This is a genomic window from Actinomadura sp. 6N118 (genome assembly GCF_044326415.1).
Classification (GTDB): Bacteria; Actinomycetota; Actinomycetes; order Streptosporangiales; family Streptosporangiaceae; genus Spirillospora.
This window is the reverse complement of sequence record NZ_JBIRAZ010000003.1, coordinates 433038-454107: the sequence shown is the minus strand read 5'-3', so window position 1 is coordinate 454107 and position 21070 is coordinate 433038. Positions and strand designations below refer to the sequence as shown.

At 70.3% G+C, this 21070-nt stretch carries 20 protein-coding genes; 8 read left to right on the top strand and 12 right to left on the bottom strand.

All coding sequences use genetic code 11. From position 1 onward, the window contains the following. Nucleotides 1-58: 58 nt before the first annotated feature. From ACH34W_RS09860 to ACH34W_RS09845, 4 genes are all read right to left on the bottom strand, one after another. A complete protein-coding gene (locus ACH34W_RS09860) occupies nucleotides 59-3034 on the bottom strand; it encodes a helix-turn-helix transcriptional regulator (protein ID WP_395960454.1) in 2976 nt (991 codons plus the stop codon). Between the two features lie 93 nt (nucleotides 3035-3127). Further along, entirely contained in the window at nucleotides 3128-3859 is a 732-nt protein-coding gene (locus ACH34W_RS09855) for a BTAD domain-containing putative transcriptional regulator (protein WP_395960453.1), read from the bottom strand. Nucleotides 3860-4101: 242 nt separating this feature from the next. After that, nucleotides 4102-4782: a dual specificity protein phosphatase family protein gene (locus ACH34W_RS09850; RefSeq protein WP_395960452.1), complete on the bottom strand. Its 681-nt coding sequence runs from the start codon at nucleotides 4780-4782 to the stop codon at nucleotides 4102-4104. A 92-nt stretch (nucleotides 4783-4874) separates the two neighbouring features. Next, on the bottom strand, nucleotides 4875-5663 hold the full coding sequence (locus tag ACH34W_RS09845) for an SAM-dependent methyltransferase (protein WP_395960451.1): 789 nt from the start codon (nucleotides 5661-5663) through the stop codon (nucleotides 4875-4877). A gap of 241 nt (nucleotides 5664-5904) precedes the next feature. On the opposite strand from ACH34W_RS09845, the gene ACH34W_RS09840 reads away from it, so the two are divergent. Then, on the top strand, nucleotides 5905-7074 hold the full coding sequence (locus ACH34W_RS09840) for a glycerophosphodiester phosphodiesterase (RefSeq protein ID WP_395960450.1): 1170 nt from the start codon (nucleotides 5905-5907) through the stop codon (nucleotides 7072-7074). Nucleotides 7075-7088: 14 nt separating this feature from the next. Here ACH34W_RS09840 and ACH34W_RS09835 read toward each other — a convergent pair whose 3' ends face one another. Next, the gene (locus ACH34W_RS09835; RefSeq protein ID WP_395960449.1) at nucleotides 7089-8144 is read right to left on the bottom strand and encodes a DUF2293 domain-containing protein; all 1056 of its coding nucleotides are present in this window, start codon (nucleotides 8142-8144) and stop codon (nucleotides 7089-7091) included. 120 nt (nucleotides 8145-8264) lie between these two features. Here ACH34W_RS09835 and ACH34W_RS09830 point away from each other — a divergent pair, with 120 nt between their 5' ends. The 5 genes from ACH34W_RS09830 to ACH34W_RS09810 all read left to right on the top strand — a co-directional run bounded on the left by ACH34W_RS09830 (nucleotide 8265) and on the right by ACH34W_RS09810 (nucleotide 13948). Further along, complete coding sequence (locus ACH34W_RS09830) at nucleotides 8265-8444, top strand: hypothetical protein (RefSeq protein ID WP_395960448.1); 180 nt, start codon at nucleotides 8265-8267, stop codon at nucleotides 8442-8444. Nucleotides 8445-8549: 105 nt separating this feature from the next. Further along, nucleotides 8550-9569 carry a LacI family DNA-binding transcriptional regulator gene (locus ACH34W_RS09825; RefSeq protein ID WP_395960447.1) on the top strand — a complete coding sequence of 340 codons (1020 nt, stop codon included), beginning with the start codon at nucleotides 8550-8552 and terminating at the stop codon, nucleotides 9567-9569. Next, nucleotides 9566-11122 (top strand): sugar ABC transporter ATP-binding protein, encoded by a 1557-nt coding sequence (locus tag ACH34W_RS09820; protein WP_395960446.1) that lies wholly within the window; start codon nucleotides 9566-9568, stop codon nucleotides 11120-11122. The genes ACH34W_RS09825 and ACH34W_RS09820 overlap by 4 nt, the downstream gene beginning before the upstream one ends. Further along, the gene (locus tag ACH34W_RS09815; protein WP_395960445.1) at nucleotides 11112-13043 is read left to right on the top strand and encodes a substrate-binding domain-containing protein; all 1932 of its coding nucleotides are present in this window, start codon (nucleotides 11112-11114) and stop codon (nucleotides 13041-13043) included. The genes ACH34W_RS09820 and ACH34W_RS09815 overlap by 11 nt, the downstream gene beginning before the upstream one ends. 20 nt (nucleotides 13044-13063) lie before the next feature. Beyond that, a complete protein-coding gene (locus tag ACH34W_RS09810) occupies nucleotides 13064-13948 on the top strand; it encodes a ribokinase (protein ID WP_395960444.1) in 885 nt (294 codons plus the stop codon). 84 nt (nucleotides 13949-14032) lie between these two features. Here ACH34W_RS09810 and ACH34W_RS09805 read toward each other — a convergent pair whose 3' ends face one another. Both ACH34W_RS09805 and ACH34W_RS09800 read right to left on the bottom strand, forming a co-directional pair. Then, entirely contained in the window at nucleotides 14033-14449 is a 417-nt protein-coding gene (locus ACH34W_RS09805) for a hypothetical protein (protein ID WP_395960443.1), read from the bottom strand. A gap of 39 nt (nucleotides 14450-14488) precedes the next feature. Then, nucleotides 14489-15067: a TetR/AcrR family transcriptional regulator gene (locus tag ACH34W_RS09800; RefSeq protein WP_395960442.1), complete on the bottom strand. Its 579-nt coding sequence runs from the start codon at nucleotides 15065-15067 to the stop codon at nucleotides 14489-14491. 78 nt (nucleotides 15068-15145) lie between these two features. Between ACH34W_RS09800 and ACH34W_RS09795 the strand changes: the two genes are divergently transcribed. Further along, nucleotides 15146-15562, top strand: a complete 417-nt coding sequence (locus ACH34W_RS09795; protein WP_395960441.1) for a VOC family protein — start codon at nucleotides 15146-15148, stop codon at nucleotides 15560-15562. A 7-nt stretch (nucleotides 15563-15569) separates the two neighbouring features. Here ACH34W_RS09795 and ACH34W_RS09790 read toward each other — a convergent pair whose 3' ends face one another. From ACH34W_RS09790 to ACH34W_RS09775, 4 genes are all read right to left on the bottom strand, one after another. After that, nucleotides 15570-16340, bottom strand: coding sequence for a PIG-L deacetylase family protein (locus tag ACH34W_RS09790; RefSeq protein ID WP_395960440.1), 771 nt, complete (start codon nucleotides 16338-16340; stop codon nucleotides 15570-15572). After that, on the bottom strand, nucleotides 16327-16836 hold the full coding sequence (locus ACH34W_RS09785) for a DedA family protein (RefSeq protein WP_395960439.1): 510 nt from the start codon (nucleotides 16834-16836) through the stop codon (nucleotides 16327-16329). Before ACH34W_RS09785 ends, ACH34W_RS09790 begins: the two co-directional genes overlap by 14 nt. A 135-nt stretch (nucleotides 16837-16971) precedes the next feature. Beyond that, on the bottom strand, nucleotides 16972-18141 hold the full coding sequence (locus ACH34W_RS09780; RefSeq protein WP_395960438.1) for an RNA-guided endonuclease InsQ/TnpB family protein: 1170 nt from the start codon (nucleotides 18139-18141) through the stop codon (nucleotides 16972-16974). A gap of 236 nt (nucleotides 18142-18377) precedes the next feature. Further along, on the bottom strand, nucleotides 18378-19523 hold the full coding sequence (locus ACH34W_RS09775; RefSeq protein ID WP_395960437.1) for an epoxide hydrolase family protein: 1146 nt from the start codon (nucleotides 19521-19523) through the stop codon (nucleotides 18378-18380). 62 nt (nucleotides 19524-19585) lie between these two features. Between ACH34W_RS09775 and ACH34W_RS09770 the strand changes: the two genes are divergently transcribed. Continuing rightward, nucleotides 19586-20554: a helix-turn-helix transcriptional regulator gene (locus ACH34W_RS09770; RefSeq protein ID WP_395960436.1), complete on the top strand. Its 969-nt coding sequence runs from the start codon at nucleotides 19586-19588 to the stop codon at nucleotides 20552-20554. Between the two features lie 17 nt (nucleotides 20555-20571). Here the strand turns inward: ACH34W_RS09770 and ACH34W_RS09765 are convergent, their stop codons facing one another. Continuing rightward, on the bottom strand, nucleotides 20572-20988 hold the full coding sequence (locus ACH34W_RS09765; RefSeq protein WP_395960435.1) for a PH domain-containing protein: 417 nt from the start codon (nucleotides 20986-20988) through the stop codon (nucleotides 20572-20574). Nucleotides 20989-21070 lie beyond the last annotated feature (82 nt).

The window sequence follows — 21070 nt, the reverse complement described above, 5'->3', positions numbered from 1 at the left end:
CACCTGTCTCTCGCCTGTCCCGTTCCACGAACGGGCCTGTCCAGACGAACGTCCCTGGTCAAGGCTCCCGTCCAGCGAGGGCGGTGACCACGCCGACACGGGAGGAGACGCCGAGCTTGGCGAAGATGTGCGACATGTGCGTCTCGACGGTACGGATGCTGATGAAGAGCTTCTCCGCGATCTCCTGGTTGGAGTCACCGGCGACGACGAGCGCCGCCACGTCGAGCTCCCGCGGCGACAGTCCGTGGTCGTTGCCGGAACGGTCGCCCACAGCCGGTACGTAGACGCCCAGGCGGCGCTGCTCACGGACGGTCTGCGCCTGCATCCCCGCCATGGAGCACTCTTCGAAGATCTCCCGTGCGGCCTGCAAGCGCCCACGAGCCGCATCGCGCCGGCCTGCCTCGCTGTAGGCCAGCCCGGCGGTCAGCTCGGCCTGCCCTGCTTCCGGTCTCCGGTCGGAGGCCTTGAGCAGTTCCGCCGCCTCCGCCGCCAGATCAGCTGCCGCGCTGGGGACACTGAGACGGAGCGCGTGCGCGCGGCCAAGCCGCGCGAGCCCGAGCTCGCCGTCCAGATCGGGATGGGCGATCGCCTCGGCGAGACCGGCCCATCGATGGGCCTCCTCGGCTCGTTCCAGCGTGGCTTGGGCGTAGACCATCCGCTCGGCGCAGGCGACCTGGGTGCCAGGGTCGAGCCGGGAAGCGGTCCCGTCGTCCCAGAGGGCGCGGATCGCCTCCGCGCCGTCGGACAACCGGCCGGCCGCGACGAGCGCCACCGCGCGGGCATAGACGGCCATGCTGCCCCACCACTCCCTCCCTCCGGGATCGCTGGCGACGGCCTCCTCGCCGAGGCGGACCGCCCGTTCGTGGTCGCCCGCGCAGCTCGCCTGGAGGCACTGCTGCGTGATGGCGAAAGTGAGGCCCTCCCTGGACTGGAGCAGGCGAGCCACCTCCACGGCCTCCTCGGAGACGGCCGCCGCCTCCGCCAGCCGCCCCCGCAGGATGGACACTCGTGCCTGCCCGGCAAGGATGTAGCCGAGGATGTAGCTCTGTCCTGTGGCGCGCGAAATGGCGCAGCTTCGATTCAGATGCCGCAGGGCATCGTCGTACCTTCCCATCAGGATCTCGGTCCAGCAGAACCAGCCGAACGCGTCCATGAACTCGGTGAGGTGCTGGTCCGGTGCCTCGTCGAAGAGGGCGCACGCGGTGTCGAGCAGGCGGAGCGCCTCACCGATCCGCCCGGCGCCGTAGAGGGGCAACGGCCGCATGGCGGCGACGGCCAGAGTCAGGCCCCGGGTCCAGCCGGGCGCGTTGTCGGGGACCCGGTCGAGGCTGGCCTGAGCGCCCTCGACGTCCACGGTTTGCAGCAGGTTCGCCGCGTCGCGAAGGCGCAGCGCGGCGGCCCCGGGGTCGGCCGGATCCGGGATCCGGTCGAGCTCCTGGCGGACGAAGGCGCGAGCGTGTTCGTACCTGCCGAGTTGCCGCAACATGACGCCGTACAGCTGGATGGCCTTGGCACGACGTGCGTGGTCGCCGGGCGGCAGGAGCTTGAGCAGTGCGACAGCGGTCTCGGCGGCCTCCTTCGCCTGCCCGCCGACGGACTGGACATTGAGCAGTTCGAAGAGAAGCTCAGCACGTGTGGGCATTTGCGATGGGTCGCCGCTTCCGGGCTGTCCCTCGCCGCCGGTGGGCCGCCGTTCGTCCTCTTCCGGCATCAGGGCGAGAGCGGCCTCGAGCCAGTGCGCTGCCGCGCCGGGAGAGTGCGTGGAGGCTGTGCGAGCCGCGTTGACGAGCGTGGTGATGGCGGCCTGGTCGCCACGGCGCGCGGAGTGCTCCACATGCCGGGCACGTACCACCGCGGGGGCGCCGAGCCCGCCGAGGTACGCGGCGACACGGGCATGGACGGCGAGCTTCCATCCGGCGCCCGCCGACTCGTACGCGGCCTGCCGGACGAGCGGATGGCGGAAACGGAAGCGCGCGGGCGCGGCGGGCCGCACGATGTCGTGGGCGGCCAGCTCGTCCATGGCGGCGAGGGTGGTGGCCTGGGACTCGTCCGCGGCGGCAGCGGCCAGTTCGGCGTCGAACTCGTCCGCCGCCACCGCCGCCGCGCGGGCCACTGTCAGCGTCGCCGGGGTCAGACCGGCGAACTCGGCCTGCAGCGCCGCGCGGACGGTCAGGGGCAGTTCCGCGGTCTCCTCGATTTGGCGCACCGGATGACGGGCCTCGTCGAATTCGGCCATCTGGGCCAGTGCTTCCAGATAGAAGGGGTTGCCGTGGCTGGCGAGGAAAAGCGCACGGCACCGGGAAGGGCTCACCCGGTGGGCCAGAAGCTCCACCGTCTCGGCTTCGGTAAGCGGCCGGACCGGAATCTTGCGGCCGTTCGTTCCTTCCGAGAGTGACACCAGGCGGGCCGGAGCCTGCTGGGGCCGGTAAGCCATCGTGATGAGAAGCGGGGAGCCGGGAGGATGCCGGACGAGGTAGTCGAGCATGTCGACGGAAGAGGTGTCGGCCCAGTGCACGTCGTCCAGGATCAGGACCAGGCCGTCCGGTGCCGCGAGCACCTCCAGCAGTTCTCGCATGGCCTTGTGCAGGTGATGCCGGGCGAGGCCGGAGAGGTCCGGTACGGACGCGGTCTCGGGGCCGGCGGCGATGCCAGCGGCGATGCCAGCGGCGATGCCGGTGCCGGTGCTGGACAACGAGGGGAACACAGGGGCGAGCAGCCGGCGCGTTCCCTGAGCCAGCCCTGGGACCCCCTCCTCCACCCGGTCGTCGAGGGCGTCGATCACGAGGCCGAACGGAATCTCCTGTTCGAACTGGGTCGCCCGTCCTTTCAGGGTGACCAGCCTCCGCGTCTCCGCTGACCGTTCGAGTTCTCTCAGAAGGGTGGTCTTTCCCGCCCCGGGTTCGCCGATGAGCGACAGATGCCGGAATCCGCTCTCGTGCGCCGCGTCCAGGGTCAAGTCGAATGCCTCGAGCACATCGCGGCGTCCGACCAGCGGAGTGGACCGGGATATCGATGAACTCGCGTGTGGCGCCATATGACGTCTTCCCGTCCCCGATGCGTGGAAAAGCTCGTGCCGTGACGGCCTCGAATCTTCTCACGGCAGGGGACGGAATGTCTGGCTTGTTTTTCAGCGTGTGCGAAGTTCCCGTTCGAGAGAGATCAAGTCACGGAAAGCGGCGCTCGGATCGGTCTGCAGTTCCCGCCGCACAAGTCGCGTGTATTCCAGATAGACCCGGCGTGCGCTGACCGTGTCACCAAGCGTGAGGTAGGCGGAGGCGAGAATCAGACGCGGGCTTTCGGCGAACGTGTCCACCTGGGAGGCCGTGAGCGCCACCTCGATCGCCTTGACGGGGTCGCCGGCCTGCAGGAGCGCTTCGGCTATCTTCTCCAACGCCAGCGACCTGAGGCGGTCCCAGCGGTCCTGTTCATGGGCGATCTCCTCGTCCTCGACGCCGCGCAGCAGTTCGGAGCCGAGCAGCTTCAGTACCAGCGGATCGGCGTCGGCGGGCGGGCTGATCTCGCTGAGAACGTTGTGAGCGAGGGACTTGGCCGCGCAGTAGTCGACCGAGACGTCCCGGGCCAGGCTGAGCCGATCGGCGTCGACCTTGAGCAGGGCGCTCCCGGTCTTGCCGCGGATCCGCCACAGCGCCTGGCTCAGCCGCCGGGCCGCCTGGAGGGGCTCGGTGTCGGGCCAGAGGCTCGCCGCTATCACCTTCCGGGTGACCTCCCCGCGAAGGGCGAGATGGATCAGGACTCGTCCCGGCACGGGGGAGAAGGTGACATGCGAGTCACCCATGAAGCAGCCGAATTCCGGCAGCAGGCTCACGACGGCCTGCATTGGTGACGTTTGATCGTTCAATGGTCTCTCCCGCGACTCTGGTGTCCGAACCGGTGTGCGCGGGATCAAAGATGTCCGTAGAGCGCGGAACGCCACATCGTGGCGGACCCTGATATCTCACTGACCCTTGAAACTGGGAGTCATGTGATGGCAGCGTCGCAGGTAGCGGCGCTTTCGCATGCTGGAGAGAACGGGGGTGAGTGCGGCGTTCGATGCCGGCCGGATTATGGGTGAACAAATCACCCTTTTTCGGATGGGCGCCTTCAGAAGCCGAGGCGGGCCCAGGAACGGCGGGGGGAATCGGCGATCCGGCTGAGGGCCACCACCGCCGCAGGGGGACGCGCGACGCGGTCGCCGTTCAGTCCACGCATGAAGGCGACCTGCTCAAGGGTGGGCGGGCCCACCGCCAGGCTGCGCAACGTCGCGTCCGCCGCGTTCGCCTGACCGGTGGAGACGAGGTAGGCGGCCGACATCGTGCCGGTCCGGCCGACGCCCGCACCGCAGTGGACGAAGACCGTGCCTTGGGCGCCCTCGACCACCGTCAGGAACCGTTCGACCTGGTCGGGCGTCGGAGCCTGGCCGTCGCGCATGGGCAGACGCACGACCGTCAGCCCTGCGTCCGCCGGAAGCCGGCGGGCTGCCGGAGACAGCTCCTCGGCGCGCAGGTCCACGACCGTGTGCACTCCGAGGGTGGCGAGGCGGCGGTAGCCGTCGCCGGTGGGGGCGGCGCCGCGCCACAGGTGCCCGTCGACGTGCGCGAAATTGTGGATCCCGGGAACGCTGACCGGAGGGCGATGTGCGCGTTCGGTGGAACGTGCGGAGGTGCTCATCGCGAGGATGGTGAGGCTGACGACCATCCACGCGAGCGCGTATCCCGTCATGCCGGCGAGCAGAAACCAGCAGAGGACGCGCGGTCTCGGCACGCGCGGGCGTGGGATCGGCACGAAACCGACAATAACCCCGGCTGGGCGGTGCCTCGGCTGATATGCGTCTCAGCGCATGACGCCGACCGTGTCAGCGCATGACGCCGACCGTCTCAGCGCATCACTCCGACGCCGACGAGGCGGGCGAACGTCTCGGCGGTCTCGATGTTGTCGTCGGGCCGCCACTTCGCCGGATGGGTGAGGCCGGGTTCCAGGAGTTCGAAACCCTCGAACATGCGGGTGAGCTCGTCGCGGTCGCGCACCGTGAACCCCGTGCTGACTCGCCGGTAGACCTCGTGCGCGCGATCGATGATCTTCGGGTAGGAGTCCTTCTCCAGGTGGGAGATGGCCAGGTGGCTGCCGGGGACGAGACGGCTGCGGAACGCGGCGAGGATGCCGTACGGATCCTCCTCGTCGGACACGAAGTGCAGCACCGCCACGGCGAGCAGACCCACGGGCTGGTCGAAGTCGATGAGCCGGTGGACGACCGGGTCGTCGAGGATCTTCTCGGGCTTGCGGATGTCGGCCTGCACGAAGCCGACGCCGTCCTCCCCGGCGAGCAGCGCCTGCCCGTGCGCGGTGACCACGGGGTCGTAGTCGACATAGACGACCCGCGCGGCGGGATCGACCCGCTGGGCCACTTCGTGCACGTTCTCCTGCGTGGGCAGCCCGGAGCCGAGGTCGATGAACTGCCGGACGCCGGCCGTGGCGGCGGTGCGCACGGCGCGGCCCAGGAAGGCCCGGTTGAGATGCGCGTCGTGACGGATCCAGCCGTGCGTGATCTTGATGATCTGCTCGGCGGCGTCGCGGTCGGCGGCGAAGTTGTTCTTGCCGCCGAGCCAGTAGTCGTACATCCGCGCGGCGTTCGGCACCGTGGCGTCAAAGCCCTGTGGTCCGCTCACTTCTCACCGCCCCGTCGTCGTCGCTCCGTCATTGTGCCCCTTTTGCGGGGAATTGTGGCAGGAATGATCAGCGCTCGTGTGCGCCGGGGCGGCGCCCCCGTTCATCGAAATGACGATCAAGGTTGGCCGGGCCGTCATCGGCCAGGCCCTGGCCCGGGTACCCCGCGCTGGATACGTTCCGGGCTGCGGTGAGCCGCCCGGCGATGGTCGCCTGGGGGAACACCGCGGGAGAGGAGCCGAGATGGTCGCCGGTACAGCCCTGAGGGGGAAGGTCCGCGCCAAGGCCGCCCTGCTGGCGGCGGGCGCGGTGTTGTTGCCGATGCTCGCGGTCGTGGGGTCCGCGGAGGCGGCCCCGGCGGGGAACACCGCGGGGAACGCCGCAGGGAACGCCGCCGCGGCGCGTGGGCCGCTCGTCCTCGGCCACCGGGGTGCATCCGGCTACCGGCCCGAGCACACCCTCGCCTCGTACGAGCTCGCAGTGCGGATGGGCGCCGACTACATCGAGCCCGACCTGGTGCCGACCAAGGACGGCCAGCTCGTGGCCCGCCACGAGAACGAGATCAGCGGCACGACCGACGTCGCGAAGCGCCCCGAGTTCGCGGGCCGCAAGACCACCAAGACGATCGACGGGGCGAAGGTCACCGGGTGGTTCACCGAGGACTTCACGCTCGCTGAGCTCAAGACGTTGCGCGCGGCGGAGCGGCTGCCCGCCATCCGGCAGGAGAACACCCTCTACGACGGCCGCTACCAGGTGCCGACGCTGCAGGAGGTCATCGACCTCGCCAAGCGCCTGAGCCGCAAGGCCGACCGCCGGGTGGGCATCTTCCCCGAGACCAAGCACCCGACGTACTTCCGCACGATCGGGCTGCCGCTCGAACCCGTGGTCATCCGGACGTTGAAGCGCAACGGCCTTGACCACCGCGACGGCCGTGCCATCGTCCAGTCGTTCGAGCCGACCAGCCTGCAGATTCTGACGAAGTCGCTGCGCGTCCCCGCGCTCCAGGCCATCTCGGCGGCGGGTGCTCCGTACGACACCATCGCCAACGGCAAGGGACCGACCTACGCGCAGATGATCACGCCCGCCGGGCTCAAGCAGGTCCGCACGTACGCCGACTGGATCGGGCCGGAGAAGAACCTCGTCATCCCGCGTAAGGCGGACGGCTCTCTCGGCACGGCGTCGTCCCTGGTCAAGGACGCGCACGCGGCCAGGCTGAAGGTCGCCCCGTACACCTTCCGCAATGAGAACGACTTCTTGCCGACCGACCTGCGGAACGGCACCGTGCGGAGCGACTACGGCCAGGCGCTCAAGGAGTACGACCTCTTCTACCGCACGGGCATCGACGCCCTGTTCAGCGACAACCCCGACACCGCCATCGTCGCCCGCACCGAATTCCTCGGCTCCCGCGACTGAACGCGACTAAAAGCTCAGCGCCGCCATCCGTCCAAGACCGCGTCCACGGTCGCGCGGATGGCGGCGCGGGCATCGCCGCGCGGGACTCCCGACATCAGCTGGTCGTCGTAGTCGGTGTCCAGGTGGCGTACGGAGGCGACGACGGCGAGCGTGACCGCGTTCTCGTCCAGGGCCCGGCCCGCCGCGGAACGTCCGACCCGGCCGCTGCCCCGGACCGCCGCGTGCCCGGCGATCTCTTCCGCGCGTTCGGGTGGGCAGCCGGGGAAGAGCCGCAGGATCTCGGCGGCCATCTGACGCTGGAAGGTCACGTCCAGCCGTTCGCGCCGCTCCCGGTCGCGGTCGCGGCGGCGCGCCCGCGCGTCCTCGTCGGCCAGGCACTGCTCCTCGGCGCGTTCCAGCGCGGCCTCCTCGATGAGGATGCCGCGCCGTTCGTAGCGTTTGCGCCGCCGGTTGAACTGCATGACCAGGGCCGACAGCCCGCTCTCCTTCTTGGCGCGGCGGCTCAGCGCGGCGTCGCCTGCGGGGAGGAAGACGAGGTGGTCCATGTCGGCACAGGTGAGGCAGTGCGGTTCGGAGTCCTCCATGACGAGGAACTCGCCGGTGCCGTGGCAGCCGGCGCAGGTCCACTCCTTGAGGGGCAGGATCGCGACCAGGTCCGGGGCCTTGTTGTCCTTGGCGGCGAGCCTCTCACGCTGGGCGGGGGAGAGGCCCGGCGAGATCCAGTGCGTCCGGTAGGCACGTTCGGCCTCCTCGTCGCCGGACGCGGTGAAGCGCAGGGGGCGGCGGTCCCTGGTCGCCGCGATGTACGCCGCCTCGCTCGGTTCCAGGCCGCCTCGCTCGGCCCAGGTGCGCAGGGCCTGGAGCGCGGTCGAGATCTTGTCCGGGCGTACGGAGAGTGCCGCTTCCAAGTGATCGAGCCTGCCCTGGCGCCACTCGTCCACACGCGGCCGCGGCAGCCACCCGATGCTCAGGAAGACCTCGACCGGCGCCACTGACTTGGACTGTTTGAGGAGTCCCTCGGCGGCGTCCGTCACTCGTCGCGCAAGCCGTGATTCATGGACCTCGCTCACGTTCGCCCACGCTACTGGGCGGGGGCGGCGCGGGGAGGAGATGTCACGCAACGTAACTTCGATCTCATGGAGGGTGATCGGGGGGAGTCGCGCTCCTGGGCGGGTCCGAGGGGCTTACGTGTGACCGGTGTACGTCTCGTGGGTGCGCACCGGGTGTGGGCCGACTTCGCGGGAATTCCGGCCGAGGTGACGAGCGCGTTCCTGGTGACCGATGAGGGCGGGCTCGTGGGGTCCGGCTATTACGCGTCGGTCGAGTCACTGGGGGAGGTCGTCGACCTCTCGACGCTCTCGCCGTGCTGAGGCTGCCGGACAAACTCGTACTTGCGGGATGAACCGGATGCGTGTAATCGTTTACACGAACGTCGAATGTAATCGTTTACACGAGCATTCCCGGAGGTGGGAGACATGGCGAGCGTCAAGGACGTCGCCCGGCTGGCGGGTGTCTCCGTCGCCACGGTCTCCCGCGTCCTCAACGACAGCGCGCCCGTCACACCCGAGACGCGGGAGCGGGTCCTGGCGGCGGTGGCGGAGCTCGGCTACCGGCCGAACGCCGTGGCCCGGTCGCTGCGCACCGACGCCACCCGGACGATCGGCCTGATCATCGGGGACATCCTCAACCCGTTCTTCACCGAACTGGCCCGGGCGGTGGAGGACGAGGCCCGCAGGCTCGGCTACTCGGTCGTGATAGGCAACGCCGACGAACGCCCCGAGCGCCAGGACCACTACGTGCGCACGTTGCTGGAGCAGCGCGTGGACGGGCTGCTGCTCTGCCCGACCGCCGAGATCACCCCGCTCGTGCAGGACGCGGTGCGGGACGGCAAGCCGCTGCTCTTCCTCGACCGGACGCTGCCGGGGCTGGACGTGCCCACGGTGCGCGCGGACGGGGCGGCGGCCATCGGGGAGCTGGTCGGCCATCTGCGGCGGCTCGGGCACCGGCGGATCGCGTTCATCTCGGGCCCGGCGTTCCTGTCCACCGGACGCGAGCGCACGGCCGCGTTCGTCGCCGCGATGCAGGACCACGGGCTGCCCGTACGGGACGAATACCTGGAGGCGGGCGACTTCCAGGCGGCGAGCGGCCGGGCCAGCGCGGCGCGGCTGCTCGACCTGCCCGAGCCGCCCGCGGTCATCTTCGCCGGCGACAACCTCATGGCCCTCGGGGCCCTCGACGAGATCCGGGCGCGGGGGCTCACGATCCCGGGCGAGGTCGCGCTGGCCTCCTACGACGACCTCCCGTGGTTCACCCACGTCGATCCGCCGATCACGGCCATCGACCAGCCCGTCCAGGACCTCGGCCGCCGGGCCGTCCGCGGCCTGGTCGAGCGCATCGGCGGCGGCGCGGTGGAGCCGGTGGTGTTGTCGGCACGGCTCGTGGTGCGCCGCTCATGCGGTGAGAACGACTCGATGGAAGGGAGCGGTCCGGCATGACAGAACAATCCGGAACGCCGGGCGAGATCCTGCGGGTGCACGGCCTGCGCAAGGCCTTCCCCGGCGTGGTCGCGCTGGACGGGGTCGACTTCGACCTGCGGCCCGGCGAGGTCCACGTCCTGCTCGGCGAGAACGGTGCAGGGAAGAGCACCCTCATTAAGTCGCTTTCCGGCGCCTACCAACCCGACGGCGGCCGCATCGTGGTGGACGGGAAGGAGACCGGGATCCGTTCGGCGCAGGACGCCCAGGATCTCGGCATCGCGACCATCTACCAGGAGTTCAACCTGGTTCCGGAGCTGACGGTCGCGGAGAACCTGTTCCTCGGCCGCCCGCCGCGCCGCTTCGGCCTCGTCGACAAGCGCGCGATGGCCGAGCACGCCCGCGTGCTGCTCGAACGGGTGGGTGTGGACGCCGACCCGCGGCAGCGGATGGGCGACCTCGGCATCGCCCGCGCGCAGATGGTCGAGATCGCCAAGGCGCTCGGCCAGGAGGCGCGGGTGCTCATCATGGACGAGCCCACCGCTGTCCTCACGACGAGCGAGGTCGACACGCTCTTCGCGATCGTCCACCAGCTGCGCGAGCAGGGCGTGGCGGTCATCTTCATCACTCACCACCTGGAGGAGATCCCGCGGATCGGTGACCGGGTGACGGTGTTGCGCGACGGCAAGTCCGTCGCGGAGGTGCCCGCGGACACCCCGCACGACGAGCTCGTCCGGCTGATGGTCGGGCGCTCGATCGAGCAGCAGTACCCGCGCGAGGCCGCGGACGCCGGGAAACCCCTGCTCCAGGTGCGCGGGCTCACCCGTAAGGGCGCGTTCGCGGACGTCTCGTTCGAGGTCCGGGCGGGTGAGGTGGTGGGGCTCGCCGGACTGGTCGGCGCCGGCCGCACCGAGGTGGCCCGTGCGATCTTCGGTGCGGACCGGTACGACGGCGGCGAGGTCCTCGTCGGCGGCAGGACGCTGCGCCGCGGCGACGTCCACGCGGCGATGGAGGCCGGGATCGGCCTGGTCCCCGAGGACCGCAAGGGTCAGGGCCTCGTGCTGGGCGCCGACGTCCAGGAGAACCTCGGCCTGGTGACGCTCGGCAGGTCCACCCGCGGCGGGTTCGTCGACCGCGCCGGGCAGCACCGGGCGGCCGAGGAGATCGCCGGGAAACTGGGCGTGCGGATGAGCGGGCTGCGCCAGGAGACGCGCACGCTGTCCGGCGGCAACCAGCAGAAGATCGTGATCGGCAAGTGGCTGCTCGCCGACGCGAAGGTGCTGATCCTCGACGAGCCGACCCGCGGCATCGACGTCGGCGCCAAGGTCGAGATCTACCGGCTCGTCAACAGGCTCACCGCCACCGGGCACGCGGTCCTCATGATCTCCAGCGACCTCCCCGAGGTGCTGGGCATGAGCGACCGGGTGCTGGTGATGGCGCGCGGCCGGCTGGCCGGCGAGCTCGCGGCCGGCGAGGCGACACAGGACGCGGTGATGGCGCTGGCCGTCACCGATGGGACGAGTACGCAGGTGAACGGCGGCACGGCCGCAGTGGAGGGAAGCGATGTCCACTGACACGCTGCGCAAGCAGCCTTCTTCGCAGAACGGCGGGTCGAGGCAGACCGCCGCGCGGCTGCTCGGTGAGAACGGGGCGCTGGCGGGGCTGGTCATCCTGGTGGTGGCCCTGGCTCTGCTGTCCGGCGACTTCTTGACCGTCGACAACCTGCTGAACGTCGGGGTCCAGGCGGCCGTGGTCGCCATCCTCGCGTTCGGCGTCACGTTCGTCATCGTCACCGGCGGCATCGACCTGTCGGTCGGCGCGGTGGCCGCGCTGTCCGCCGTCGTGCTCGCCTGGACCGCCACCGACCACGGCGTGCCCTGGCCGATCGCGCTCGTGATCGCCATTGCTGTCGGCGTCGCCGCGGGTCTGGTCAACGGCGCGCTCATCACCTACGGCAAGCTGCCGCCGTTCATCGCCACGCTCGCGATGCTGGGAGTGGCGCGCGGCCTCGCGCTCGTCATCTCCGAGGGCAGCCCGATCGCGCTGCCGGACGCGGTGACCCACCTGGGCGACACGATCGGCTCGTACCTGCCCGTCCCGGTCATCGTCATGGCGGCGATGGGCCTGCTGACCGCGCTCGTCCTGGCCCGCACCTACAGCGGCCGGGCGATGTACGCGATCGGCGGGAACGAGGAGGCCGCACGCCTGTCCGGCATCAAGGTCTCCCGGCAGAAGCTCGTCACCTACGCCCTGTCCGGCGCGTTCGCCGCCATCGCGGGCGTCGTGCTCGCCGCCCGCCTCTCCTCCGCGCAACCGCAGGCGGCCTCCGGCTACGAGCTGGACGCCATCGCGGCCGTGGTCATCGGCGGCGCCAGCCTGTCGGGCGGGAAGGGCAAGGCGTTCGGCACCCTCGTCGGCGCGCTGATCCTCGCGGTGCTGCGCAACGGGCTCAACCTCCTGTCGGTGAACGCGTTCTGGCAGCAGGTCGTGATCGGCGTCGTCATCGCGCTGGCCGTGCTCCTCGACACCTTGCGGCGGCGGGGCACCTCGTTCAGCCCACGCACTTTCTACGCCGGAGGCGGCGTCGTGGTCGCGGCCGTCGCCGCGCTGGCGATCGCCGTCGCGGTCAACGGCACCGGCTCGGGCACGGGAGGCGGCACCAAGATCGGCCTGTCGGTCTCGACGCTCAACAACCCGTTCTTCGTCCAGCTCCGCCAGGGCGCCGAGGCCGAGGCCAAGCGCCAGGGCGTCGACCTCACCGTCAGCGACGCGCAGAACGACGCCTCCCAGCAGGCCAACCAGCTGCAGAACTTCACCACCCAGGGGATGAAGGCGATCATCGTCAACCCCGTCGACTCCGACGCCGCGTCGCCCGCCGTCCAGGCGGCCAACAAGGCGGGCATCCCGGTGATCGCGGCCGACCGCAACGTGAACAACGCCACCGTCGCCCAGCTCGTCGCGTCCGACAACGTCGCCGGAGGCAGGGACGCCGCCAAGACGCTGGCGGAGGCCATGGGCGGCAAGGGCGAGGTCGCGTGGATTCAGGGTCAGGCGGGCACGTCGGCGTCCCGCGAACGAGGCCAGGGTTTCGCGGAGGGCATGAAGGCCTTCCCCAACATCAAGATCGTGGCCAAGCAACCCGCCGACTTCGACCGGACCAAGGGCCTGGACGTCATGACCAACCTCCTGCAGTCCAACCCCGGCATCACCGGTGTCTTCGCGGAGAACGACGAGATGGCCCTCGGCGCGGTCAAGGCGCTGGGCGCCAAGTCAGGCGGCCAGGTCAAGGTCGTCGGTTTCGACGGCACCCCGGACGGCATCAAGGCGGTCCAGGCGGGCACGATGACCGCGTCGGTCGCCCAGCAGCCCCGGCTCCTCGGGCAGATCGCGGTGCAGAGTGCCATCCGGGCGGCGAAGGGTGACAAGATCGAGTCAACGAACGCCGTGCCGGTGAAGGTCGCGACCAAGGCCAACGCGTCCGAGTTCGCGTCCTAGTCCCACCACTAGGAGATCAGGTGACGCACGAAGTAGTCGTCGTGGGGTCGGTCAACGCGGACCTGGTGGTGAGCGTCGACCGGCGGCCCGCCCCGGGAGAGACGGTCCTCGGCTCGGACCTCGCCACCTATCCGGGTGGCAAGGGCGCCAACCAGGCCGTCGCCGCCGCCCGCCTCGGGGCACGGACCGCGATCCTCGCCCGCATCGGGGACGACGGCCACGGCGACCTGCTTCGTGCCGCCCTCGCCGGGGCCGGGGTGGACCTTGGGCATCTCCTGGTCACCCCCGGCCCGAGCGGCGTCGCCCTCATCACCCTCGACCCGGACGGCGACAACAGCATCATCGTCTCGCCCGGCGCCAACGCCCACCTGGAACCCTCCGACGTCGACTCCGAACTCCTCTCCGCCGCCGTCGTCTCGTTCCAGCTGGAGATTCCCCTCCCCACAGTCGAGGCCGCCGCCCGCGCCGCCGCCGCCAACGGCGCCCGGGTAGTCCTCAACCTCTCGCCGGCCACCGCCATCCCCGATGACCTCCTGGCCCTCTGTGACCCTCTGGTGGTGAACGAGCACGAGGCCGCGTTCCTCCTGGACACCAAGGACGACCCGGCCACGATGGCCACGGCGCTCCTCGGGCGCGGCCCGCGTTCCGTCGTCATCACCCTCGGCCCCGGCGGCGCCCTCACGGCCGACGCCACGGGCGTCACCACCGTCCCGTCGCCCAAGGTCGAGGCGGTCGACACCACGGGCGCCGGTGACGCGTTCACCGCCGCCCTCTGCCTCCGCCTCGCCCGCGGCGACACCCTCACCGACGCGGCCCGCTATGCCGTACGCGTGGGCGCCGCCGCCGTACGCAAGCCCGGCGCGCAGAGCTCCTACCCCACCGCCGACGACGACCTCCCCGCCTGACATCGACGACCCGAGCTGTCCCGGTACGCGCGGCCTGCCCCTCTGCGCGCGGCCGTTCGGCTGCACGGGGTCGCTTCGCTACGCCTAGGCCGTTCCGACCGCCGCGATCAGCTCGATGGGGAACTCGCTGTCCTCCTGGCCGACGGCGAGCGCCAGCCAGCGCTCACCCGGCGGCCGCCAGCGCATCATCGTCGACGTGAGCATGGAGAGCTTGGCGACCGGTTCGGGCGCGGGAACCTCCAGATAGGTCATCAGATCCACGACCTCGGGCTCGCCCCAGCGCTGGGTCAGCTCCCCGGCCACCGCTCTGAGGTCCGTGTCGATCAGCTCCTCGGCCGCTTCGACGATCTCCTCGCTGCGGTCGTCCCAGAAGTCCTGGCTGGCGCGCAACACCAGCACGTGGTGCCGTGGTCCGCTGAAGCGTTGCCCGTGCCAGCCCTCCTCCGTGGGAAAGGGCGTCGTCAGCAGCTCGTCGATGCGCGCCAGGTGGTCATCGATCATCGCGGAAGCCTAACGCCGCTCATGTGGTGGCCGTCCAGGTCAGTCCTTGCGAAGGGCGTCCAGCATCTGCGCCAGGGCGGCGCGGGTGTCGTCCAGGTCTCCGGGTGAGCTTGCGAGCCACAGGGCCACCTCGTTCATGGCGCCCGACAGCAGGTGGGCGAGCGGGGCGACGGGCTGGCGGGCGATGAGGTCCGCCTCGATCAGGGTGGCGAGGGCCTCGGCCAGATGGCGGGCCGAGCTTGCCTCGTCCATCGCGCGCCATCCGTTCCAGCCCAGCACGGCCGGGCCGTCGATGAGCATGATCCGCTGAATGTCGGGATCGGTGCTGGCGGTGAGGAACGCCTGGCAACCTGCCGTGAACTGTTCCCACGGATCCTCATGGGCGTCGGCGGTGGCGGCCACGGTCTCGCCGACCTCGCGCTGGACCTCCTCAAGGACAGCCCGGAAGAGCTCGGCCTTGCTCTCGAAGTGGTGGTAGAGCGCCCCCTTGGTGACCCCGGCCGCCCGGACGATCTCCGACAGGCCCACCGCGGCGTAGCCCTTCGCCGCGAACAGCTGCCTGCTCTCGCGCACGAGGGTCCGCCGGGTCTGCTCCCGCTGCTCCGCCCTGCTCGCCATTCGGGCTCCCGTTGACATACCGATGGTAGGTCAATTAGCTTACCGTCACATACCATCGGTACGTGAAAGGGATGTCCCGTGAAGTTGACCAGCTTCTATCCGGTGCTCGGCGCCACTCGCCTGGCCGAGTCCCGCGACTTCTACATCCGGCTGTTCGGGTTCGAGGTGACGTTCGAGGCCGATTGGTACATCAGCCTGCGCCGTGATGGTGAACGGCCATACGAGCTCGCGCTGCTCGACTTCACCCACCCGACGCTGCCCGAGGCCTACCGCAAGCCGGTCCAGGGGCTCCTGCTCAACTTCGAGGTCGAGGATGTGGACGCCGAATGGGAGCGGCTCGTCGTCGGCGAGGGGTTGAAGCCCGAACTCGACATCCGTACCGAGGAGTTCGGGCAACGCCACTTCATCGTCGCCGACCCCGACGGCGTCCTCATCGACGTGATCAAGGAGATCCCGCCCGCCGAGTCGTACGCCGGCAACTACGTGGATCAGTGAGGGTGGATCAGTGACGTTCGACGAACCACTCCCGGCCGAACAGGAGGCCGAAGACCGGGGCCGGGAGTCTCGTCACGACCCTGGCGACGGGGGCCAGACGGCCTGTGCCGTTGAGTTGGGAGCGATGGGAGATCAAGGCCACCTGCTTCCGGCGGGCGAAGCGGCGGACGCTGTAGATGTGCGTGATCTCGGCTCGCGGGCTGTACGCGGAGTCGAGCGCGGCCGGATCGTACCGGACCGGGATGCGCAGGCGGCGGGCCAGGGCGAGCAGGCGGGCGGCGGTGTCGCGGGGCATGGTGGCCTCAAGGACGCGGACCCCGGTGAGCCGGGCGGCGAGCACGCCGACCTCGTGCACCCGGACGTGGTCGGGATGGCCATAGCCGCCGTTGGGGTCGTAGCTGAGCAGGAGATCGGCCTTCTCCTCGCGGATGATCGCGGCTAGGCGTTCGGCGGCTTCGCCGGGATCCGCGCGCACGAAGCGGGGCCGGTCCGGGGGATCGGGATAGAGCACCGGGCCGGTGCCGCTGTCGGCGTATCCCAGGTGGACGACGCGTGCGGCGCCGAGGATCGCGGCGCTGGTGCGGAGCTCGCGCATCCGGGGCGGCTCGTGGGGCGGGCGCGGCCCCATGAGGCCGTCGGCCGCGACCACGATCACCACGCGGTGCCCCTCGGCGGCGGCACGGGCGAGGGTGCCGCCGGTGAGGATCGCTTCGTCGTCGGGATGGGCATGGAAGGCCACGATCACCGCCATCAGATCACCGCCATCAGACGTGGGCACCGTCCTTGTCCGGTGTTTCGGCGGGATGCTCGGCCGCGCGGTGGCGCCGGTAGGCGAGGTAGGCGACGAGGAGGGCGAGCGCCGCGACGCCGGCGGCCGCGGCGATGAGCGGCGACCGGGCCGCGATCTCCAGCCAGCCCCAGATGAGCGCGTAGCCGCCGAGCATGACCATGGAGGTCCACAGGATCGAGCCGAGGACGGTGGCGAGGAGGTAGCGGGGGAGGGGCATGCGCATGCCGCCGGCGCAGATCGGGATCGCGTGGCGGAGCCCGGCGACCCAGTGGGCGGCGAAGACGGCGAGCGCACCCCGGCGCGCGACCAGGGCTTCGACCTTGCGCAGGCGCTCCTCGCCGACGCGTCGGCCCAGGCGGGACGTGTAGATCTTGGCGCCGAGCCCGCGGCCGATCCAGTAGTACGCCTGGCCCCGGACGAAGATGATCAGGATCGCGGCGACGAGCGCCGCCCACAGCGGCAAGCCAAACAGATCTTTCGGCATGTCCCTTGAGCTTAGGTCAACTTCTCGGCTCTGAAGGAACCGAGTTTGGGTTCGGGTCCTGCAAGCCGGGTCGCGCTCCCTGACTGCCCTGGACGAGGGGGCGGTGACGGGTCGCATCCACCAGTTCGGGAGGTGTCAGGTCCGTTGTGGTGCGGGTGTGTTGACGAACACCCACGCCGTTCGTGCGCGTCGTGTGACGTTCACGGCGGCGACGACGTCGGCGGGGCCAGCGAGCCCGCACCGGCGACAGCAGAAATCATCTCTGGTGGAACGGTTCTGCTTGGCGACGTGCCCGCAGCGTGGGCATGTCTGGGAGGTGTAGGCCGGGTCCACGGCCTGGACCGGGACCCCGGCCCGCTGGGCTTTGTAGCGGATGTGTTGTTCGAGTTGGTGGAACGGCCAGGTGGAGAGGGTGGCCCGCTGGTCGCCTCGGTGCCGTACCCGGTCGCGGATCCCGCTCAGGTCTTCGAGCGCGATGCCGCGTCCGGTGCGTTCGGCGACGGACACGATCTCCTTGCTGATCTTGTGGTTGGTGTGGGTGGCGTGTCGGGTTTCCCGGTGCGCGCGTTTGGTAAGGCAACGGGCGGCCGATCGGCTTCCCTGGGTCTTCTTGGCCTGGAGCTCGGCGCGTTTGCGGGCGTGCCAGCGGCGGTAGCGGGCCAGGCGGCGGCCTTGGTGGTTGTCGCCGTCGCTGGTGGTGGCCAGGTTCACGATGCCGCGGTCGACACCGACCCAATCGGCCGGGTCGGTGTTCAGCGGCGCCTCGGGCACCTCGCAGGTCGCTACCAGGAACCACATGCCGTCCCGGTACACCAGGTCGCTCTCGCCTTGCCGATGCTCGGCCAACGTCTTGAGCTGGGTCGGCGACCCGGTGAACGCCACGCCCTTCAACCGGCCCATCGTGGTCCAGATCGACACGGTGCGGGCATCGGTCTGCCAGGACAGGCAGCGGTCGTCGAACGGCTGTGCCGCATCAGGGCGGAAGTGGATCGGTTTGCCTTCGGCCTTGGCCCGGCGCGGCGAACCCTCCGGGCCAAGCCGCCCGGCACCGATGTTCGTGCGCAGGGTGGTGTAGGCGTCGACCACCTTCTTCACCACCCGCACCGTCGGCTGCGCCGACAACCCGAACCCGGCCCTCACCTCCCCGTACGTGATCTTCTGCAGGTCGTTGCGGGAGAACACCTCTCGCTTGAACGCCACAGTGGACACATGGTTGGCCGCGGCGTTGACGGCGTGCAGCGTCGCCTCCAGCGCAGACGCCTGCTCGAGCGTCGGCAGGAGCTTCAGCTGCACGACCAGTTTCATGAGCACGAACATAGCAGCCCGCTACGACAGATTTACTCAGAGTCGCCAAGCGGTGGAAGTCACCTCCACCGGTCACGCATGGCGCCCAAGCCGAGGTCATGGCCATTGCCTTGGTCCTGGCCGTCCCCGGTTCAGCGGCGCAGCGCTACGCACCACCGAGGTCAGGGATGCGATCCCGCCCGGCTCTGACCTGAACGACGGGGCCTTCCACGTTGAAGGTGAGAGGTGGAGCTAGCTCACCGGACCAGGCGGAAGAACACGCGGACATCCTCCACGAGCAGGTCCGGGACCTCCATGGCGGCGAAGTGGCCGCCGCGGTCGAACTCCGACCAGTGCACCACGCGGTGCTCGCGTTCGGCGATGCGGCGGATCCCGACGTCGCCGGGGAACACCGCGACGCCGTGGGGGATCTTGGACTGCCCGACCGGCTGGCCCCAGTCGGTGGCGCCCTCCTTGTAAAGGCGTGCCGACGAGCCCGCGGTGCCGGTCAGCCAGTAGATCGTGACGTCGGTGAGCATCTGGTCGCGGTCGACGGCGTCCTCGGGCAGCTCGTGGGTGGGGTCGGTCCACTCCTGGAACTTCTCCACGATCCAGCCGAGCTGGCCGGTGGGTGAGTCGTGCAGCCCGAACGCAAGCGTCTGCGGACGGGTCGACTGGATCATGGCGTAGCCGGCGCGGTCCTGGTCGGTGTAGAGCCCGTACCGGGCCAGCTCGGCCTGCGTGAGCCCTTCCCTCTCCGCAGGATCAAACGTCGGGAAGCCGAGGCCGCCGTTCACATGAACTCCCACCACGTTGTCCGGAGCGACGCGGCCCAGCTCGGGTGAGACGAGCGAGCCGGTGTCGCCGCCCTGGGCGCCGTACCGCTCGTACCCCAGGCGGCTCATCAGTTCCTCCCAGGCCCGGGCCACGCGCCTGAGGTTCCAGCCGGTCTCGCGGGTGGGCCCGGAGAAGCCGAAGCCGGGCAGCGAGGGCGCCACGACATGGAACGCGTCGGCCGGGTCGCCGCCGTGGGCTCGAGGGTCGGTCAGCGGGCCGATGATCTTCATGAACTCGGCCACCGAGCCGGGCCAGCCGTGCGTGAGGATCAGCGGGAGCGCGTCCGGCTCGGGGGAGCGCACGTGCAGGAAGTGGATGTTCTGCCCGTCGATCTCCGTGGTGAACTGCGGGAACCTGTTGAGCGCCGCCTCGTGCTCACGCCAGTCGTAGCCCGTACGCCAGTACCAGGCCAGCTCCTTCACGTACGACACCGGCGCCCCGTAGGACCAGCCGACCCCAGGGAGCTCGTCGGGCCAGCGGGTGCGCGCCAGGCGGTCGCGCAGGTCGTCCAGCTCGGCCTGGGGGATGTCGATATGGAACGGACGGATTTGGCTCTTGAACGTCATGCCACCGAACCTAGGAATCACTTAGGACAAGTTCAGTCCTAGGCATGGGGCACACTCAAGACATGTTGGAGACGTCGGCACGGCTGCTAAGGCTGCTCTCGCTCTTGCAGACACGCCGGGACTGGTCCGGGACGGAGCTCGCCGAGCGCCTCGGCGTCACCGCGCGGACCGTCCGCCGGGACGTGGACCGGCTCCGCGAGCTCGGCTATCCGGTGCACGCCACGGCCGGGGTGTCCGGCTACCGGCTGGGCGCCGGCACGGACCTGCCGCCTCTGCTCCTCGACGATGACGAGGCTGTCGCGGTCGCCGTCGGCCTGCGTACGGCGGCGGGCGGCTCGGTCTCCGGCATCGAGGAGACCTCCGTACGGGCGCTGGCCAAGCTGGAACAGGTGCTGCCGTCCCGCCTGCGCCATCGTGTCCACGCCCTGCAGTCGATGACCGTTCCGATGACGGACGCCTTGCCCGGCATCGATCCCGCCTTGCTCACGGCGATCGCGGCCGCCTGCCGCGACCACGAGGGCCTGCGTTTCGACTACCGGGCGCACGATGGCGCGGAGAGCGTGCGCGCCGCCGAGCCATACCGGCTCGTCCACTCCGGGCGCCGCTGGTATCTCGTCGGCTGGGACATCGACCGGGCCGACTGGCGGACGTACCGGGTCGACCGAATGCGGCTCCGCACGCCGAACGGCCCGCGCTTCGTCCCCCGGGACCCGCCGGACACGGACATGGCCGCCTTCACCTCCCGCGCGATCTCCAGTGCCCCGTACCGCTACCAGGGTGTCTTCACCCTCCACGCGCCCGCCGCGACCGTGGCCCGGCACATCCCCCCGACCATGGGCACGGTCGAGCCGATCGACGAGCACACCTGCACTCTCCGCTGCGGTGCCCACACCCTCAACGAGCTCGCCGTCTGGGTCGCCTTGGTGGACGTCCCCTTCGAGGTCCACCAACCACCCGAACTCGTCGACCGCATCGGCGCAATCGCCGCCCGCCTCACCGAAGCTGCGCGCTCCGCCCACCCGCCGCACTGATCGTGTGCCTCGGGCGGTCAGTCGCGGGTGTTGAGCCGTAGCAGCTCGGCCTCGACGTCTCGTACGTCCTCACCCAGGTCGAAGGTGCTCAGCAGGTGCAGGTCGTCAGGCGTCTCGATCTCCAGCAGGCGGGTGCGCATGAGGAGGCGCTGGCGCTCGTCCACGCGGATCGCCGTCACGTCGGACCACGGGATGTGCCGCTTGCCCGCGTACCCGTTCACCACGGTCAAGCCGTCGGCGCCGGCCGTCAGACGCACGGGGGCCAGCAGGTCGCGAAGGGCGAGGGCAGCGGCGCCGAGCGCGGCGATCCCGGCGAGGAAGACCAGCTGCGGGTCGTCCATCGACAGGGCGGCCAGCGCCGCCAGCACCAGAGCGGCGGCGCACTTCACCACGATCTGGGGCGGTGGTACGCGCCAGCTGCGCTTTTCGGTCACGGACGTAACGTTATCCGAGGCTTTCCGGCGTGTTGGGCGTGGTGCGGTGGCATTTGACGGTCCGTTGGTTCGATAGCGTCAT

Excerpts from the sequence above, each read along its gene's own strand:
- ACH34W_RS09840 (WP_395960450.1), top strand. The coding sequence starts at position 5,905 with ATGGTCGCCGGTACAGCCCTGAGGGGGAAGGTCCGCGCCAAGGCCGCC.
- ACH34W_RS09775 (WP_395960437.1), bottom strand. The coding sequence starts at position 19,523 with ATGACGTTCAAGAGCCAAATCCGTCCGTTCCATATCGACATCCCCCAG.
- ACH34W_RS09780 (WP_395960438.1), bottom strand. The coding sequence starts at position 18,141 with ATGAAACTGGTCGTGCAGCTGAAGCTCCTGCCGACGCTCGAGCAGGCG.
- ACH34W_RS09770 (WP_395960436.1), top strand. The coding sequence starts at position 19,586 with ATGTTGGAGACGTCGGCACGGCTGCTAAGGCTGCTCTCGCTCTTGCAG.
- ACH34W_RS09820 (WP_395960446.1), top strand. The coding sequence starts at position 9,566 with ATGACAGAACAATCCGGAACGCCGGGCGAGATCCTGCGGGTGCACGGC.
- ACH34W_RS09785 (WP_395960439.1), bottom strand. The coding sequence starts at position 16,836 with ATGCCGAAAGATCTGTTTGGCTTGCCGCTGTGGGCGGCGCTCGTCGCC.
- ACH34W_RS09860 (WP_395960454.1), bottom strand. The coding sequence starts at position 3,034 with ATGGCGCCACACGCGAGTTCATCGATATCCCGGTCCACTCCGCTGGTC.
- ACH34W_RS09800 (WP_395960442.1), bottom strand. The coding sequence starts at position 15,067 with ATGGCGAGCAGGGCGGAGCAGCGGGAGCAGACCCGGCGGACCCTCGTG.
- ACH34W_RS09805 (WP_395960443.1), bottom strand. The coding sequence starts at position 14,449 with ATGATCGATGACCACCTGGCGCGCATCGACGAGCTGCTGACGACGCCC.
- ACH34W_RS09815 (WP_395960445.1), top strand. The coding sequence starts at position 11,112 with ATGTCCACTGACACGCTGCGCAAGCAGCCTTCTTCGCAGAACGGCGGG.
- ACH34W_RS09825 (WP_395960447.1), top strand. The coding sequence starts at position 8,550 with ATGGCGAGCGTCAAGGACGTCGCCCGGCTGGCGGGTGTCTCCGTCGCC.